Raw genomic sequence first — 15927 nt, 5'->3', positions numbered from 1 at the left:
CAAAGATTAACAACGCAAATATCAGAGAGGGTCTATACCCATAAAAACAGACGTAAAAAAGGGCTGACCGAAGCCAACCCCTTTCATCGCTATGTATTCAGCACAATGTGCTCAGTGCCGCTTATTGAAGTTGAGCTTTAACGTGCTCAACGATGTCTGCCATTGCAACTGCGGTTTTCTCACCAGTGCGGCGGTTCTTATACTCGAAGTTGCCTTCTTTCATTGAACGATCGCCGATCACGATAGTGTGAGGAATACCGATAAGTTCCATATCAGAGAACATTACGCCTGGGCGCTCTTTACGGTCATCGAATAGTACTTCGATACCCATAGCGGTCAGTTCAGCGTACAGCTTCTCAGCCGCTTCTTTCACTTCTTCAGACTTGTGCATGTTCATAGGAACGATAGCTACTTGGAAAGGCGCTAGTGCGTCTGGCCAAATGATGCCGTATTTGTCGTGGTTTTGCTCAATTGCAGAAGCAACAACACGTGAAACACCGATACCATAGCAACCCATTTCTAGGATTACGTTTTTACCGTCAGGACCAAGAACACCACAGTTCATTGCTTCTGAATAAACATTACCTAGTTGGAAGATGTGACCAACTTCGATACCACGCTTAAGCATTAGCGTACCTTGACCACATGGGCTTGGATCGCCTTCTACTACGTTACGCAGATCTTCAACTTGACCTAGTTCAACGTCACGACCCCAGTTGATACCGAAGTAGTGTTTGCCGTCGATGTTTGCACCCGCGCCGAAGTCGCTCATTACAGCAACAGAGCGGTCAACGATGAATGGCAGCTTAAGACCTACAGGGCCTAGAGAACCAGCGCCAGCACCGATAAGTGCACGCATTTCCTCTTCTGATGCCATCTCTAGTGGAGAAGCAACTTGAGGTAGGTTTTCTGCTTTCACTTCGTTTAGCTCGTGGTCACCACGAACGATAAGAGCGATGATGTCAGCATCAACTTCGTCAGACGCTTTCACGAATAGAGTTTTAACCGTCTTCTCGATTGGTAGACCGTGCTGCTCTACAAGTTCAGCGATTGTTTTCGCGTTTGGTGTATCAACCAGTGTCATCTCTTGAGTTGGCTCTGCACGATCACCCGCAGGCGCTGCTGCTTCTGCTTTTTCAATGTTCGCTGCGTAATCAGACTCAGTAGAGAATGCGATTAGGTCTTCGCCGCTTTCAGCAAGTACGTGGAACTCTTGAGAGCCGCTACCACCGATAGCGCCAGAGTCAGCAAGTACTGGACGGTACTCAAGACCCATGCGATCGAATGCTTTACAGTAAGCATCGTGCATCGCTTGGTAAGATTTCTCTAGACCTTCTTTGTCGATGTCGAAGCTGTATGCATCCATCATGCAGAATTCACGTGCACGCATTACGCCGAAACGTGGACGACGTTCATCACGGAATTTAGTCTGGATTTGGTACAGGTTTAGCGGAAGCTGTTTGTAAGAGCTCACTTCGTTACGCACAAGGCTAGTGATCACTTCTTCAGCTGTAGGGCTAAGAACAAACGGACGAGTATGACGGTCAGTAAAGCGAAGTAGCTCAGGACCCATCTTCTCAGAACGACCTGTCTCTTCCCATAGTTCAAACGGCTGAACAACGGGCATCAAAGTTTCGACTGCACCTGCATTGTCGATTTCTTGACGAACGATGTTTTCGACTTTACGCAGCACACGTAGACCAGTAGGCAGCCAGGTATAAAGACCTGAAGCCAGCTTACGGATCATACCCGCGCGTAGCATGAGCTGGTGGCTCACTACTTCTGCGTCGTTTGGAGTCTCCTTCAGAGTAGAAAGAAGATAATTACTGGTACGCATTAAATTTATCCGTTTATTAAAGTTAGATACTCAAGCCAGAATGGGCAGGAGTATGAAGGTCCCACGAGGGGAAAATTGTTAGCCGCCTATAATATCAGCCAAATGCCTTTGTCAAAAGCTTTCAATCGCAGTAACTGTTATTAAGTTATCGCTAACCGTGAACTTGACGTTTAAATCGAACAAATTTACCGCATATTCCTTGCTGTCAGGCTTGTTTTTCTTGTAAGCCGGACGAGGATCTTGTGCCAGAACTTGCTCGAGAACTGTTTTCACATAACCAGTATCGTTACGCTTTTCGAGTGTTTCTAGTGCAATGGAAGAGAAGTCTACCTGAGATGTTTCGGGCTCTTCTTCTGCGTAACCCCCCAGTGCTTCTGTAATCGAATCCGAGTAAGGGATATATGGCTTAATATCGATAATTGGTGTGCCATCGACTAGGTCTACGTTACCAAGATCTAAATAGACCTGATCGCCTTTCTTATTGATGCCTTTGACCTCCACTGCGGACATGCCGATACCGTTGGGTCTGAAGGTAGAACGTGAAGCAAACACGCCAATACGTTCGTTTCCGCCCAAACGAGGGGGACGTACCGTCGGCTTCCATCCTGCTTCTAAATTCTGATCAAACAAAAACAGTAACCATACGTGAGAAAATTGCTCTAATCCACGCACGGCTTCGGGGCTATTTGCCGCACCTTGTAGTTTAACGCGCGAGCGTGCTGCGGGTACCAAACGAGGCTGGCGAGGAACGGCGAATTTCTCTTTATAAGGGCTTTCGATAATGCCAATCGGCTCAATGGAATACATGAGTAGGATCTTTAACTGGGGTTTAAAGAGCAAAGTATCACAAATTTTGCTTGCTTTTCTTGTTGAGAATGATTATTAATTAAAATGTTATAACATAACAGTTAATCAAAAGGACAAGTTATATGAAACCAGGTATCCATCCTGAATATCGACCTGTGGTATTTCATGATACTAGCGTAGATGAATATTTTGTTGTGGGTTCAACGTTGCAAACCGACCGAACGATTGAATGGAAAGATGGCAAAACTTACCCATATTTCACACTCGATGTATCGTCTGCGTCTCATCCGTTCTATACCGGGAAGCAACGTGTAGTACAAGCAGAAGGTCGTATTGCGAACTTCAATCGTCGTTTTGGGCAATTTGGCAAAGATAAGGATTAAGAGATGAAAGTCGTTAAGTCATTAAAGAGTGCAAAAAACCGCCATCCTGATTGTCAAATCGTCAAAAGAAGAGGGCGTTTATACGTGATTTGCAAAACGAATCCACGTTTTAAGGCGGTGCAGAAATAACCATAAATATGGTGGTAATTTATGGAATGTGATGAGTTATAATTCTGATTTATGATCTATATGTGGGTGATATAACTATATTTTTATCGATTATAGGTCATAAGTTCGACTGTTGGTTACATTCTGTAACGTTTTGAACTTTCACTTAACCCTTGTGTCGAGTACCCTGCGCAAGCTTTGTGACATTTTTGTCACAAACGCGCAGGAATAAATACAAGGAGGGAACAGATGAGTTCATCTGCTTCAATGAAACAAAACTCGCCAAAGAAGCCACTATTTACGCGCTTCTTAGATACAGTTGAATATTTGGGGAACCTATTACCCCACCCAATCACACTTTTCGCCATTTTCTGTCTCGCAATCCTAGTTATGTCCGGCATTGCTGGTTACTTTGAAGTTTCCGTTGTTGACCCTCGCCCTGAAGGTGCTCCGGGTCGCGCTGCAGATGGCATGATCCAAGTTGTAAGTTTGCTAAATGCTGAAGGTTTACAACTGATTGTCACTAACCTAGTGAAAAACTTCGTAGGCTTCGCACCGTTAGGTACCGTACTGGTTGCGATGCTTGGTGTTGCCATTGCAGAACATTCTGGCCTACTTTCTGCTGCAATGCGCGGTCTTGTAATGGGCGCATCTCAGCGCATGGTTACAGTAACGGTTGTTTTCGCTGGTATCATTTCAAACACGGCTTCTGAGCTTGGCTACGTGGTACTGATTCCACTAGCGGCGATGCTGTTCCACTCTTTAGGTCGTCATCCACTTGCTGGTCTAGCCGCTGCGTTTGCTGGTGTATCTGGCGGCTATTCTGCCAACCTACTTATCGGTACGGTTGACCCTCTGTTGTCTGGTATTACTGAAACAGCAGCGCAGATGATTGACCCAACTTACACCGTTGGTCCAGAAGTAAACTGGTACTTCATGTTTGTTTCTACCTTCTTCATCGCGATTACGGGCGCATTTGTAACTGAAAAAATCGTTGAGCCAAAACTTGGCAAATACAATGATGAAGAAGCGGCAGAAGACCTATCTCAAGATAAAATGGGTGGTTTGACTGACGTCGAGAAGAAAGGTCTTAAGCTGGCGGGTATCGCAGTACTGGTCGTTTCTGCACTACTGGCATGGACTATCGTTCCGGCTGATGGTGTTCTGCGTTCTGATGCAGGTACGGTTGCGGGCTCTCCATTTCTAAAGAGTATTGTTGCGTTTATCTTTGTTTTCTTTGCAGTACCAGGCTTTGTTTATGGTCGCGTTGTAGGCACCATGAAGAATGATCGCGATGTGATTGATGCAATGTCGAAGTCAATGTCTTCAATGGGCATGTACATTGTTTTGGTATTCTTCGCCGCTCAATTTGTTGCTTTCTTCAAGTGGACAAACTTTGGTCAGGTATTTGCGGTTGCGGGCGCAAGCTTTCTGCAGGAAATTGGTCTAACTGGTCCAATGCTGTTCTTCGCCTTCATCCTAATGTGTGGCTTCATCAACTTGATGATTGGTTCGGCATCAGCACAGTGGGCAGTAACAGCGCCAATCTTCGTACCTATGTTGATGCTGGTGGGCTACGCACCTGAAACTATTCAAGCGGCTTACCGTATTGGTGACTCAACAACGAACATCATTACACCGATGATGAGCTACTTCGGTCTTATCCTTGCGGTAGCCACACGCTACATGAAGAACTTAGGTATCGGTACGCTGATTGCGACCATGCTACCTTACTCAATTGTCTTCATTGTTGGCTGGAGCGTTCTATTCTACCTATGGGTATTCGTATTCGGTCTACCAGTAGGTCCAGGTGCAGCAACGTACTACACGCCTTAACTAGAAGCTTCACTCAGCTCAATCAAAGCCTGCGTTTATCGCAGGCTTTTGTCTACTTATAGCCCTGCAAAACGATACGTCAGCCCGAGTTCAAATGACCAACCGACATCACGCTGAATCAAAGGACTCTCACTATCATGATGAATGAATTCAGCCTTTGTAATGCCTATCCAAGATGGTGTGAACTCATACAAACCAATAACTCCGGCTTGATAAACAAACGTAGAATCGGCCTTAAATTCTTTTAGTCCTGATGCTGCCGCTTCTTGTGCTGAAACACTGTACAGATGGTTAGAGAGTTTTTTATCTCGGTAATCGACTTCTAGAAAGGGGGTGAGGGTAAACGGTGGTAACCAAGTTTCTAGCGTTCGACCGAGATGCAGTTGAACTTCGTAGCCATTATGTTCTGAGGTGACATCATGCAGATAAGTCAATCTCGCGCCAACAGTGCCTAAAGTAATACCAAGCTCACCATTCCCATCACGATCGTCAATACCGTTTGGCAGATCGGCAAACGTATCGGAGACTTCCGCGAAACGCCAGTTTGCTGATAGCCCCACATAAGGTAACGCTTGCCAGTTTGCTAAGCTACCATCGACAAAACCGATAGGACCGGAATAGAACAAGTTAGGGGTGGCACCAAACTGAGGTTTGTCTTTGACGGAAAAGACGTTTTCGCCATAGGTCACGCTGCCTCCCACAATGCCAAAAGATTCTTGATTGGCAAGTGAAGTGGCAGAGACAAAAAGTAATGATAGGGGAAGGACGATCCGTGCATTCATAAATAAAACTCCATTCTTGTTATAACTACAGAGAACGGAGTTTTCGGATTTATATTTCATTGGTGAATTATTACAACGGAGAAGTAGGCGTCGCTTTACGTTTGATAAGGAGCTAACTGGCGAGACCATTTCCTCACTTGATAACCTGTTTTGATGGAAAGGCATTATGAAGGCAATTCTTCACCATTCCACTCTATATCAACAGTCGAAGCCGCAGCCAATTTCACTTTGTTCTTCCTTGCTAATTGAAGCAGTTCAAAAACGCTCAACATTTGGCTCCTGATCGGTAAGTTGTGTTGCTGCATTACGTTGACGCCAGATAGCCAATCCCGCCAAGCATTTGTTTTAAAGAGAGATAATAAGCCTTGTGCGATAAGCGAAACCGCACCTAGATGGTGTAACTGCGGTTTTGTAGGAAAAGAGAACGCAAGTTCGGGAAACAATTGAATACATTGCGGTGAGAGCAGGTGTAAACCACTAGTGGCTCTTGGGTTGCACTCGATTATATATAGCTCATTGTTTGTCTGGATAAAATCGAATGAAACTTGACCATGGTAGCGATGACGGTGTCCAAAAGCAGTCATAAATGCATCTAATCGATCATCAAATACTGGTTGAAATGCACTAGCGGCAGAGCCATTTACGCAGTTTTTGGGTAAATAAGCTTGGTGCGCTCTCATTTGACCATGTTCAAAAATCGCGTAGTTGCAAATAGGTGCTCCGTGGATTTTTTCTTGTTGTACCCAAGGGTGTTGAGTCGACATCGTGAGAGTGGAAATAGACTGACGGGTAATATCTCGTATCACTTCACCGCCGAATCGAGAGTAAACCGGTTTGAGTACTGAGCCAGCATCAATCTCAATGTCATGTTTATCGGTAACCAAACGAGTTTTAGGTAGGGAAATCTTGGGTAAATCTCGAAGTTGGTCAAAGACGGTAAACTTGTTGTGCAGTGAGCGCAGTAATGTCGAATTGGGTAGAAAAAAATGGACTCTCGGACACTGTTGGGCGATGTGTGCCAAATAGTACACTTCTTCACAAGTCGGTATCACCATATCAATGCGCTGCTGAGTTAGTAAATTGAGGATCTGTTGCTGGTAAGTAGGAAACGAAAATCGAGGTGAAGCCGTTTTTACGTAATGCTCAATGCCTCGTAAAAACGCCCCCAGAGGTTGTGCTAATGAATCAGTGAGAACGACATCGTGTCCATGGTTCATACACATTGCTGCCCACTCTAATGCGACGGGGGCTCGGGCGCCAGTGATTAAAATCCGCATGTATTCACCACTCGTCGTTGTTTGTTCATCGGAGTCCAAATCGGAGCGGGGCGATAATTGAATGTGACTGGATCAAGCTTTAGTTGATCAAACAGTTTTACTAGGGCTCGATAAATGCTCGGGTGGTGGTAAACATCCGCCTCGATTTGAATAGCCTGCGCTCCGGTTTGGGTGATTCGGTAATCGACACGATCCTGAATTTCTAAAGTGATGGATCGGTAAATAAGATCAGGCAGCACCGACACTGGTACTTGGCTTGCGTTCAATGTTAGGCAGTCGCCACATCGCCCGGCAATCGCTCCGAGTGGTTCAAATACGCCGTCGTCCTGTTTGCTCTCAATGATATCGTCAAGTTGGTAGCGAATAATTGGCTGAGTTTTGCGACGAAAATCAGTGATTATAGGGCTGTAATGAGTGCGTTCAGCGTTTAGCCAATGTTTTTCAATATAGACAATATCTTGATTCCATCGCATTTGTCCTTGTTGGTCCGTGCACGCAAGAAAACCTTCAGTACATTGATAGACTTCATGCAATTCACTATCGAATTTTTGAGAAATATAGTGACGATCGCTCTCGGTTAGCACCTCTGCTCCAGAAATGATCCGCTTTGGCTGGATCGCTGGCTGACCAAATTGACCACTGAATTGAGCACAGAGTTGAAGGGCTTGAGCGCTACCAACCAAAAGCGTGGGTTGAAACTCATCTAGTTCCTTTATCCACTCTTGGTAAGGTTTGTTTAAATCAGCATAAAAGAATGTAACGGGACCTTTTGCTACGGATTTATACAACGGGCTGTTGGCTCGCAGGGCAAGAGCAATTCGATGTTTTCCCCACAAGCCGGGTAAGAGGCGACCCAAAATGTTGCCTGCCCAGAGTTGCGTTTCTTGTTTATCCGCGAGGAACAATCCACGCATACCAGAGGTGCCCGAAGACAATCCAACAGTTACATTGCCAACTTTTGAAGCTGCGAAATTACGTGATTGTTCTGCCTCTAACGCCTGTTGCATTAATGAGTTTGCATCCAAACCTTTTGTGTTTAACTCAGAAAGATTTTCCATCATGGTTTGCTTATTCATGATTGGGAAATCACAGAGTGACGCTCCTTGAAATGAATGATAATAAGGAGAATGACGACATACCCAATCCAGATGTTGTGTTATCTGTTTTTGTTGCCACTTTTCAACATGTGTTCTTGAGCTAAAAGGGCGGTAGCGTGTACGCCAAAACTCAGAGAGAAAAGTTCTCACACTATCCATCCTTCTGTAATTAACTGCTGGATTGTCGCTTGGCAATGAGAAGGCACAAAGCGCACAAAGTGATGGGTATTCTGGTAGCAATTTCTCAACTCAGAGAGTGTTTGTTTGTAAGCTTGGGTATCATCGCAAAGCATGTTCGCGAGCCAATGTTGATCGATGTTTTCACTCAAGCTCTCGATTAACCAACAGGCATCTGCTAATAAGAACAGCCAACCTTGCTCTCTCTTCGCTAAAAGCCCTACTTGACCAGCAGCATGCCCGGGTAAACTCACCATATAAATTAAGCCGTCTTTGAACATATCTTTACAAAGCAGATCAACGCCTTGGCAATGGGGAAGGATTTCACCAATTGGTATGGAAAAATCATGGTGCATGACCAAGTTGGATTCGAGTTGTTGAGGGAGTAGCGCTTTTAGGTATCCTTTTCTTACGCCTCCCACTCGACCACTCTTAGTTAGGGCGTCCACTCCTTTTTGTTGGCAATGTAGTTGAGAGTGCGCAAACTCAGAGACGGCAGCGATGTGATCGGCATGGAAATGAGAAAGAACCAAGTGTTCAATCTCATGAGGTCCGATTTTCTCTTTTGCTAACTGAGCCACAATTCCGTGCTCTTTTTGATAGTGACATGGGGTTGTCCAAGCATAAAAGCGTTCAGGGAAGGGGCGAGTGGCACGAAAAAAATGCTCGTGATACCCCGTGTCAAACAGAATGTTACCTTGAGTTGGGTGTTGAATTAACGCGACAGCCGCTGGAAACGATCTTGGTTTTAACCCAGAGCCGGGCTTGACGACAAAACCAGGGTGTACGCAGTGCCCAGCCTCAAAGATTTTTATTTTTAGACCAGTCTGCATACTGTTGGATTCCTTCTTGAACTGAAAAAAGTGGTTGGTAATTCAGCTTTTGTTGCGCCTTACTGATATCTAGAGTTTGGTGATAGTTAAATAGCCCTGCGCTGTATGAAGTGAGCTTTGGCTCCGGTTGGTGCGGTAAGCGCATCCGTATTTGCTCACTGAGTTTTAATAACGGCAACACAAAGCGGTATGGGAGTGATGTTAATTTAACGTTTATGTCCAATGCTTCACATAAAGCTCTTAGCACGGTCTCAATCGGCATTGGCTCATTATTGGATATATTGAAGATGTCACCATGTTGAAGTTGTTCCGCTTGAGTACAAGCAAGCATGGCAGCATGGGCAACATTATCGACATAAGTCAGATCAACAACTGGATTTCGCCCGGATGGCAGAAGTAGTGTGTCGTTTTTTATCGCTTTAAGTACCCTTGGGATAATCGCGCGATCGTTCGGACCGAAAATACCACGAGGTCTTAAAATGATCGTTTTGCTGTGCCCTTGTATGGCTTCAAGTTCAGATAAGTATTTAGTGTGCGCGTAATCATTACACCAACGCGAAGCAATATCGTCTGTTTCTCGGATGTTCCACCTGTCTTTGTGGTCAAAATAGACGCTGGTGGAGGAGATATGGATAAAACGTGGTACCTGATGTGCATTCGCTGCGCAGATAAGGTTTTTTGTGGCATCTACATTGGATTGATAAAATGCTTCCCACTTACCCCAAGGGCTTGAGAGTGCAGCGCAATGGATGATCCCATCCATACCTTGGCATACTTCATGAACCGCTGATTTATCCTCTAAATTGATTAAATGCGGTGTGACATTGAGTTGGTCTGTGAGTTGTTTTGCGATGACAGTATTTCGCGCAGTAAAGTGCAGTTCATGTTGCTGGTGAAACATTCGTAGAATCGCACTGCCCAGCATACCACTGCCACCTGTGACTAATATTCTCATAATTTAAGTACGCCCATCCCCAACGAGAGCCCAGCAGCAGTGCCCGCCAATAACACATGTTTCCCTTGTGTGCCTGGTTGGTTGCGTAGCCAGTGCAAATTTATCGGCAGTGACGCAGCGACTTGGTTACCCAAAGTAGAAAAGTGATTAACGGTTTTCTCTTTCGGTAAACCGACGAGTGAGGGTAACTTCTTTAAACCGTGAGCACTCGCTTGGTGTGGAAGAAAGTAGTCAATATCGCGAAGAGTGACTGGAGAGGAGCCAAAGCCTTTTTCAAGAAACGCTGGCAAAGTTTTGCGCACATGTTTAAACAGTGCTTTGCCTTCCATCTCAAATTGGCAGTTTTTCAAATAGGCTTGATGCTTTGAAGTATGGGGGTTGATATGACTGCCTCCTCCCTTAATTTGACAGAATGAATACCCAGCGTGATGCGTTTCAAAGTGGCTTGTGATCAGCCCTTCATTCTCTGTTTGCTCTAGTAAAAACGCTGCTGCACCATCGGCAAATAAGGTCGCAACTTCAGGTTTGAGTGTGAAGCTGCGATTCAGTGTGATGCCCGTAGCGAGCTCACTGGTGACAATAATAATACGTTGGTAGCGTTTTGCTATGAAAAGGTTCTGAGCAAGATTGAGAGCTGAGAGAAAAGACAAACAGGTACTGTTTAAATCAAAACTTTCTAGCGATGTCGGGGCGTCTAATGCAGCTAAAACTGCTGAAGCATCATAAGGTAAAGCCTGATGATGTGTGCCACTGGCATAAATAAGGAGGTCAACAGAACTTAGCGAGTGTGTGTTGCCGAGACATTGCATTATCGCTTGCATTGCCATATATACAGCAGTTTCTTTCGTGCTGGCTACATGACGATATTCAACATCAAATTTGTTTCGACAAGTCCCTGAGGGTAATTTTAGGAAGCGATCCATCTCCCGATCTGACCATTGATTGACTGGCAGATAGCTTCCACTGGAAAGGATATTAAAGCCCATTATTTTCTACAAAGTTATTAAAAACGCCGTTCAAAATAATTTAAGTTGCATATTGGGTCTATATCGAAAAGGTTAAAAAATAAGTGAGACAATGCGAATGGGAGCGATAACACGCTTTGTTTGCAAGACTGAGTACAAAATATTCACTAATGAGCCAGGTGTTGATCAACTGGCTCAATTTAAAAGGTGAGAGTTTTACTTCTTAAATTTGGCTAAAATACGATCCAAATGGTTAGCAAACTCTCTGCGTTCAGTTTGAGATAGAGCCGCAGGACCGCCTGTTTGAATACCGCTTGAGCGCATGGTGTCCATGAAATCACGAATGTTCAAACGCGCTTTGATGGTGTCTTTAGTATATAACTCGCCTCGTGAACTTAATGCTTGAGCTCCTTTGCTGATCACTTCGTCTGCCAATGGAATATCAGAGGTAATCACTAAGTCATTGGCTTCTACACGACGAACGATTTCATTGTCGGCAATATCAAAGCCCGCCGGTACTTGCAAAGAGTGAATATTGGCACGCTTGGGTACTGGCACTACATGGTTTGCCACAAATGTACATTCAACACCAGTACGTTCAGCCGCGCGTACGATTGTTTCGCGAATAACTTTCGGACAGGCATCCGCATCTACCCATAATTTCATGACGTTTTCTCACTCAATTTCGCTTCGAGTTCTTCAACACGAGCAGTCAATTTGGCTACTGTCTCTTCAAGTGCAGCAATGCGATTCTCTTCTTTTGGTTTTTGGACCGCGACTTCAACTTTCGGAATGCGGTTTGCGCTCTTCCAACTTTTAATAGTCGCAATCAGTGCTGGCATAGGCACAGGTGTTTTCATGCGAGCTTTTACCAGAGCCACAGTGGGTTCTTTACCCTGCTGTTGCAGTTGCTCCATCACGGCTTCCAGCTCTTTAGTGACGTCTTGAGTTAACATAATTTATCCATACTAAAATGACTTCTATCATCATACTTTGCACGGTCGATTTTAGCGAATAGCAATTTCGGCAGAGCCTTGTGCGAGATCTCTCACAGTGGTTGTGAGAGAAAACGATTTCGTCATCAGTTAAACAGAAAATATTTAAGCTAAGCTATTGAAAAGTTTGGTTTTAACATGTTTTTAACTAAGTTTTTTGCCAAAAGATTTTCTAGGGTAGATTGTGATTTAAAGGGAAAAGCGTAAATTAAACCTTGTCGGCAGGAAGCAGACATGGAACAGGAAAGCACCAAGGATTTGGTTATCGTCAGGAAGACGATTTGGTTATTCAGGATGAATGATCAAGCAAGGAGCGTAGGACATTGTAAGGACACAATCATCAATAGGATGTTGATGACTAAGGATAGACAATGGACCCCTCATAGGATTGAGGTAGGGACAGCATCAGGATGATGCAAGGGACACCGCTCAAGGAACAAGTGATGTGCGCTAACGGGGAATGTTAGCTATCAGGATGATAAGGACACCGCTAGGACGGCGACGTAAGGACTACGCTGACGGAATCAGCCACTATTATGGATGATGCATGGAGCACTAATTAGTAGCCGGACTGCTGCGAGTAAGACTATGACCCCGATACGCTTGTGTCGGGGTCTTTCTTATTTAAGCCCTTTCATATTTTGGGATGACTGAAAGTGGCAATATCACATTATTTATAAATTCCTCATAACACTGAATAAAAAACAATCCAGATCAATATCCTTTCCAATCAGTTGGTTTAACTTTCGGCTTCTCAAAAAGGCGTTATGTGCCGCATAATATGTTCAAAGCTATTGAACTTTTGTTATGTGGATAAATTAAGTTTGCTGTAATCAAGGAACAGATGTGACCATAGTAACCAGAAGAATGCTTCTTCTACCCTACAATGAGTCGTTGCAACTAGAGTTCGTGATGTTGAATTGCTGTGCTAAAAATCGCGCAGAGATGAATGGACCTCATACGGTGTCTTCTGCCAAACAACTGTTTGAGAAGATTCTGGATGATGAGAATGTCCACAGTATGGCGGTGCTTGAAAGTACCAGCCGTGATTATATGGGACACGTGTTCATTTCAAACCTAGATCATGAACCTGAGCTAGGGTTTATCTTTGATAAAGCTTATTGGGGTAAAGGGTTAGCGACAGAAGCGCTAAAGGCGTTTTTCCCGAAAGCATGCCGTGAGCTTGGGCTACACAAAGTCAAAGCAAATGTGAATAGCCATCACAAAGCATCCATGGCAGTACTGGAAAAACTAGGATTTATAAAGACGAGAGAGAGCAAGGACCTTTACGGTCCTTACTTTGAAATGGAATTTACAAGCGATGTGGCGGTAGGTGAAAGTTCAGCGGCCTAAACCCGATCATCGTCAATTCACCTTGGTAGCAATCATCACCAAGAGATGAAAACTCAAATTGATACACTGTATGCCAACGCCAGATTCCGTCTGGCGTTTTCAGTTTATGGGCACCAAAAGCGATACTTACCAGTTGAAGATCTAACTGCTCACATTTACGCGTAATCGCCGCTTTTGCCAACTCTGATTGACGTCGTTGTTGCCAAAACAAAAAGCAGAAAAAGCACAGTCCTAAAATGGCCAATAGGTCACCGATCATCTCTAATCCTTCATTATCCCTTTGTTGCTTGCTGCAGTTTCACCAATGCAGTCGCTAGCTCTTCCGATGGGCTAGAGTGCAGCAAAGGCAGCAATACCATTCTTAGCTCTGGCAGCATAACTAAATCGGCAAATAGCTGATTAAATAAAGCCTGATTACCAGTTTGTGCGAGGCGCAATAAAAATTGTTCAGCAATGCTAGCATCAGCCAGTAGGTGCCACGTACGACCTGCAATACCGATTAGTACTTCTTGGTGGCTTAAGCGTGGGCTTTGTAAAATTGCCTTCAAGATTGGCAAGGAAATCTCGGTTGGTGCGCCTGCTAGAGAGCGGATTAAAGCTGAGAGTAAGAACAGATCGGGCTCGTTACTTTCGATCTCTTGCTGCGCTTTCTCTGCAATGCGCTCAGCCAAACGTTCTTGCAAATCAACATGCTCTAACGCACCAAGTAGGGCGTATAGTGGTTCATTGGGTAAGTAGTTAAGGGCTTTACGCAAAGTCACGGCATTTTGCTCTTTACCCAGACGAGCTGCCATATCAGTAATACCTTGCAGACCAACTGTTTGCCAGTTTTCCCAGCCTAAACCGCCCGTAAAGTAGTGCTGAGTATGCTCGTAGTATTGGCTGGTGGGTAAGTCCAAGTTTGCGCGAACTTGGCTATGGAAGACTGCCATCTTTTCTTCTGCGGGTTTGAAGGTGTATGGGTTGTTAGAGAGCTTTTGTTGCTGCTCTTCTGTCATTTCTTCACTTAGGCGAGTACCCATCGCTTCTACGACGTATTTAATGAAGTTGCCAATATCCGCTTGCTTTAGCAGACCTCGCTCATCCAGCTCGAACTTTAAGAACCAAATCCAAGGTTGCTTTTGCTCATTCCAGTATGCGATCGCCAAGTGTGCTTTTCGCTGCATTGGGAATGGGTATGGGCATTGACCTTTTTCCACGTCAGCAAATACTTGTGGCTCGATGGTCTTGATACGACGACCAAGGTCGAAGATTTGATACTCACACTGACTGTTGCTTAGCAACTGAGTGAGGGTTTGAATGTTTTCCATTAAATACGACATCCTAATGTTCTTTTCACAAGAAATGGTATCATTCTTGGCTAATTCAAGGTTCGAGACGGAATTAATGGCAACAAACACCCAATTGGTCGACTTACTTCAACAACTTGAGGCACAACTGCAGCATCATGAGTTGTGGCAACAAACTATGCCCTCTGCAGACGCGCTACAGAGTACAGAACCTTTCGCGATTGACACGCTGCATCCACATGAGTGGTTACAATGGATCTTTATTGCCCGTATGCGTGCGTTAGTTGAAGACAATCAACCTTTACCTCGAGGCTTTTCTATCGAGCCGTATTTTGCAGAAGTATGGAAACAAGAGCCGCATTACGCCGAGCTACTGGTAACCATTCGAACCATCGACGAACTATGTAAGTAACCTCAATGTCAGAACAAGAAATATCACCATCGGTTGAGCCAGTGGTACTAGAGATCGTTTATCAGGACGAGTATTTTGTCGCGGTTAATAAACCTGCGGGTATGTTGGTACACCGAAGTTGGTTGGATAAGCACGAAACTCAGTTCGTGATGCAAACATTGCGCGATCAAATTGGTCAGCATGTTTTTCCATTGCACCGGTTGGACCGCCCAACTTCAGGTGTACTGGTTTTTGCTTTATCCAGTGAAGTCGCATCGCAAGTGATGCCTATGTTTGCTGAGCATAAAATGGAGAAAACCTATCATGCAATTGTTCGAGGCTGGATTGAAGAAGAAGGTGTTCTTGATTACGCCTTGAAAGTTGAGCTGGATAAGATCGCTGATAAGTTCGCTTCACAAGAGAAAGAAGCGCAAGACGCCGTAACGGCATACAAACCGTTAGCGAAAGTGGAAGTGCCATACTCTACGGGTAAGTTTCCAACTACACGCTACTGTTTGATGGAGATGAAGCCAAAGACAGGGCGTAAGCATCAATTGCGTCGCCACATGGCGCACCTGCGTCATCCAATTGTTGGGGATACGACGCATGGTGACGGTAAACACAACAAACTTTATCGCACGGAATTTGATTCCCATCGCTTATTGTTGCATGCATCAGCGCTGCGCTTTGTGCATCCGTTCACTGATGAAGAAATCGTGATGAAAGCCAATATCGATGAGACTTGGCAGCAGTTGTTTGCTCGATTTGCATGGGATGAATCGTTGGTAAGATAAACGGCTATCTTTATTAAGTCGAAAGATAGGAGGGGTGGTATATACCCA

At 44.7% G+C, this 15927-nt stretch carries 18 protein-coding genes; 6 read left to right on the top strand and 12 right to left on the bottom strand.

All coding sequences use genetic code 11. The annotated features are described in order from the left end of the window. Positions 1-121: 121 nt before the first annotated feature. Both NL647_RS20940 and tsaA read right to left on the bottom strand, forming a co-directional pair. Complete coding sequence (locus NL647_RS20940; protein ID WP_005446216.1) at positions 122-1837, bottom strand: proline--tRNA ligase; 1716 nt, start codon at positions 1835-1837, stop codon at positions 122-124. Between the two features lie 111 nt (positions 1838-1948). After that, positions 1949-2644 carry a tRNA (N6-threonylcarbamoyladenosine(37)-N6)-methyltransferase TrmO gene (tsaA, locus tag NL647_RS20935; RefSeq protein WP_045488913.1) on the bottom strand — a complete coding sequence of 232 codons (696 nt, stop codon included), beginning with the start codon at positions 2642-2644 and terminating at the stop codon, positions 1949-1951. A 122-nt stretch (positions 2645-2766) separates the two neighbouring features. On the opposite strand from tsaA, the gene NL647_RS20930 reads away from it, so the two are divergent. From NL647_RS20930 to NL647_RS20920, 3 genes are all read left to right on the top strand, one after another. Beyond that, positions 2767-3027 carry a type B 50S ribosomal protein L31 gene (locus NL647_RS20930; protein ID WP_005446212.1) on the top strand — a complete coding sequence of 87 codons (261 nt, stop codon included), beginning with the start codon at positions 2767-2769 and terminating at the stop codon, positions 3025-3027. A 3-nt stretch (positions 3028-3030) separates the two neighbouring features. Beyond that, positions 3031-3156 carry a type B 50S ribosomal protein L36 gene (ykgO, locus tag NL647_RS20925; RefSeq protein WP_004744821.1) on the top strand — a complete coding sequence of 42 codons (126 nt, stop codon included), beginning with the start codon at positions 3031-3033 and terminating at the stop codon, positions 3154-3156. 228 nt (positions 3157-3384) lie between these two features. Then, positions 3385-4971, top strand: coding sequence for an AbgT family transporter (locus NL647_RS20920; RefSeq protein ID WP_005446209.1), 1587 nt, complete (start codon positions 3385-3387; stop codon positions 4969-4971). 56 nt (positions 4972-5027) lie between these two features. Here NL647_RS20920 and NL647_RS20915 read toward each other — a convergent pair whose 3' ends face one another. The 8 genes from NL647_RS20915 to NL647_RS20880 form a co-directional block, all read right to left on the bottom strand. After that, entirely contained in the window at positions 5028-5753 is a 726-nt protein-coding gene (locus tag NL647_RS20915) for a MipA/OmpV family protein (protein WP_017817744.1), read from the bottom strand. Between the two features lie 164 nt (positions 5754-5917). Beyond that, entirely contained in the window at positions 5918-7030 is a 1113-nt protein-coding gene (locus NL647_RS20910) for an ATP-grasp domain-containing protein (RefSeq protein WP_253650646.1), read from the bottom strand. Continuing rightward, positions 7018-8286 carry a F390 synthetase-related protein gene (locus tag NL647_RS20905; RefSeq protein WP_029790436.1) on the bottom strand — a complete coding sequence of 423 codons (1269 nt, stop codon included), beginning with the start codon at positions 8284-8286 and terminating at the stop codon, positions 7018-7020. The genes NL647_RS20910 and NL647_RS20905 overlap by 13 nt, the downstream gene beginning before the upstream one ends. Beyond that, the gene (locus tag NL647_RS20900; protein ID WP_050922751.1) at positions 8274-9137 is read right to left on the bottom strand and encodes an MBL fold metallo-hydrolase; all 864 of its coding nucleotides are present in this window, start codon (positions 9135-9137) and stop codon (positions 8274-8276) included. The genes NL647_RS20905 and NL647_RS20900 overlap by 13 nt, the downstream gene beginning before the upstream one ends. Next, positions 9106-10092 (bottom strand): NAD(P)-dependent oxidoreductase, encoded by a 987-nt coding sequence (locus tag NL647_RS20895; RefSeq protein WP_253650645.1) that lies wholly within the window; start codon positions 10090-10092, stop codon positions 9106-9108. The genes NL647_RS20900 and NL647_RS20895 overlap by 32 nt, the downstream gene beginning before the upstream one ends. Then, positions 10089-11078 carry a ketoacyl-ACP synthase III gene (locus NL647_RS20890; RefSeq protein ID WP_230842157.1) on the bottom strand — a complete coding sequence of 330 codons (990 nt, stop codon included), beginning with the start codon at positions 11076-11078 and terminating at the stop codon, positions 10089-10091. The genes NL647_RS20895 and NL647_RS20890 overlap by 4 nt, the downstream gene beginning before the upstream one ends. Positions 11079-11273: 195 nt before the next feature. Then, a complete protein-coding gene (locus NL647_RS20885; protein WP_005446198.1) occupies positions 11274-11723 on the bottom strand; it encodes a YaiI/YqxD family protein in 450 nt (149 codons plus the stop codon). Next, on the bottom strand, positions 11720-12013 hold the full coding sequence (locus NL647_RS20880) for a hypothetical protein (RefSeq protein WP_005446195.1): 294 nt from the start codon (positions 12011-12013) through the stop codon (positions 11720-11722). The genes NL647_RS20885 and NL647_RS20880 overlap by 4 nt, the downstream gene beginning before the upstream one ends. Positions 12014-12919: 906 nt before the next feature. Between NL647_RS20880 and NL647_RS20875 the strand changes: the two genes are divergently transcribed. Further along, entirely contained in the window at positions 12920-13405 is a 486-nt protein-coding gene (locus tag NL647_RS20875; protein ID WP_005446192.1) for a GNAT family N-acetyltransferase, read from the top strand. Here NL647_RS20875 and NL647_RS20870 read toward each other — a convergent pair. Both NL647_RS20870 and NL647_RS20865 read right to left on the bottom strand, forming a co-directional pair. Continuing rightward, a complete protein-coding gene (locus NL647_RS20870) occupies positions 13365-13664 on the bottom strand; it encodes a DUF3301 domain-containing protein (RefSeq protein WP_005446190.1) in 300 nt (99 codons plus the stop codon). The genes NL647_RS20875 and NL647_RS20870 overlap by 41 nt on opposite strands. 13 nt (positions 13665-13677) lie before the next feature. Then, complete coding sequence (locus NL647_RS20865) at positions 13678-14715, bottom strand: DUF3549 family protein (RefSeq protein WP_253650690.1); 1038 nt, start codon at positions 14713-14715, stop codon at positions 13678-13680. A gap of 76 nt (positions 14716-14791) precedes the next feature. Between NL647_RS20865 and NL647_RS20860 the strand changes: the two genes are divergently transcribed. Together NL647_RS20860 and truC are read left to right on the top strand one after the other, a co-directional pair. Beyond that, a complete protein-coding gene (locus NL647_RS20860) occupies positions 14792-15106 on the top strand; it encodes a YqcC family protein (RefSeq protein ID WP_033007286.1) in 315 nt (104 codons plus the stop codon). 5 nt (positions 15107-15111) lie between these two features. Continuing rightward, entirely contained in the window at positions 15112-15879 is a 768-nt protein-coding gene (gene truC / locus NL647_RS20855) for a tRNA pseudouridine(65) synthase TruC (protein ID WP_187992752.1), read from the top strand. The last annotated feature ends 48 nt before the right edge of the window (positions 15880-15927 follow it).

This window comes from Vibrio sp. Y29_XK_CS5, from assembly GCF_024181835.1.
Taxonomy (GTDB): domain Bacteria; phylum Pseudomonadota; class Gammaproteobacteria; order Enterobacterales; family Vibrionaceae; genus Vibrio; species Vibrio harveyi.
This window is presented reverse-complemented; position numbering and strand designations above follow the sequence as displayed.

Bases quoted from the DNA above. Each gene is read 5' to 3' on its own strand.
- NL647_RS20910 (WP_253650646.1), bottom strand. From the start codon at position 7,030: ATGCGGATTTTAATCACTGGCGCCCGAGCCCCCGTCGCATTAGAGTGG.
- NL647_RS20920 (WP_005446209.1), top strand. From the start codon at position 3,385: ATGAGTTCATCTGCTTCAATGAAACAAAACTCGCCAAAGAAGCCACTA.
- NL647_RS20880 (WP_005446195.1), bottom strand. From the start codon at position 12,013: ATGTTAACTCAAGACGTCACTAAAGAGCTGGAAGCCGTGATGGAGCAA.
- NL647_RS20865 (WP_253650690.1), bottom strand. From the start codon at position 14,715: ATGGAAAACATTCAAACCCTCACTCAGTTGCTAAGCAACAGTCAGTGT.
- NL647_RS20870 (WP_005446190.1), bottom strand. From the start codon at position 13,664: ATGATCGGTGACCTATTGGCCATTTTAGGACTGTGCTTTTTCTGCTTT.
- NL647_RS20900 (WP_050922751.1), bottom strand. From the start codon at position 9,137: ATGCAGACTGGTCTAAAAATAAAAATCTTTGAGGCTGGGCACTGCGTA.
- truC (WP_187992752.1), top strand. From the start codon at position 15,112: ATGTCAGAACAAGAAATATCACCATCGGTTGAGCCAGTGGTACTAGAG.
- NL647_RS20860 (WP_033007286.1), top strand. From the start codon at position 14,792: ATGGCAACAAACACCCAATTGGTCGACTTACTTCAACAACTTGAGGCA.
- tsaA (WP_045488913.1), bottom strand. From the start codon at position 2,644: ATGTATTCCATTGAGCCGATTGGCATTATCGAAAGCCCTTATAAAGAG.
- ykgO (WP_004744821.1), top strand. From the start codon at position 3,031: ATGAAAGTCGTTAAGTCATTAAAGAGTGCAAAAAACCGCCATCCTGAT.
- NL647_RS20885 (WP_005446198.1), bottom strand. From the start codon at position 11,723: ATGAAATTATGGGTAGATGCGGATGCCTGTCCGAAAGTTATTCGCGAA.
- NL647_RS20915 (WP_017817744.1), bottom strand. From the start codon at position 5,753: ATGAATGCACGGATCGTCCTTCCCCTATCATTACTTTTTGTCTCTGCC.
- NL647_RS20895 (WP_253650645.1), bottom strand. From the start codon at position 10,092: ATGAGAATATTAGTCACAGGTGGCAGTGGTATGCTGGGCAGTGCGATT.
- NL647_RS20940 (WP_005446216.1), bottom strand. From the start codon at position 1,837: ATGCGTACCAGTAATTATCTTCTTTCTACTCTGAAGGAGACTCCAAAC.
- NL647_RS20875 (WP_005446192.1), top strand. From the start codon at position 12,920: ATGCTTCTTCTACCCTACAATGAGTCGTTGCAACTAGAGTTCGTGATG.
- NL647_RS20930 (WP_005446212.1), top strand. From the start codon at position 2,767: ATGAAACCAGGTATCCATCCTGAATATCGACCTGTGGTATTTCATGAT.
- NL647_RS20905 (WP_029790436.1), bottom strand. From the start codon at position 8,286: ATGGATAGTGTGAGAACTTTTCTCTCTGAGTTTTGGCGTACACGCTAC.
- NL647_RS20890 (WP_230842157.1), bottom strand. From the start codon at position 11,078: ATGGGCTTTAATATCCTTTCCAGTGGAAGCTATCTGCCAGTCAATCAA.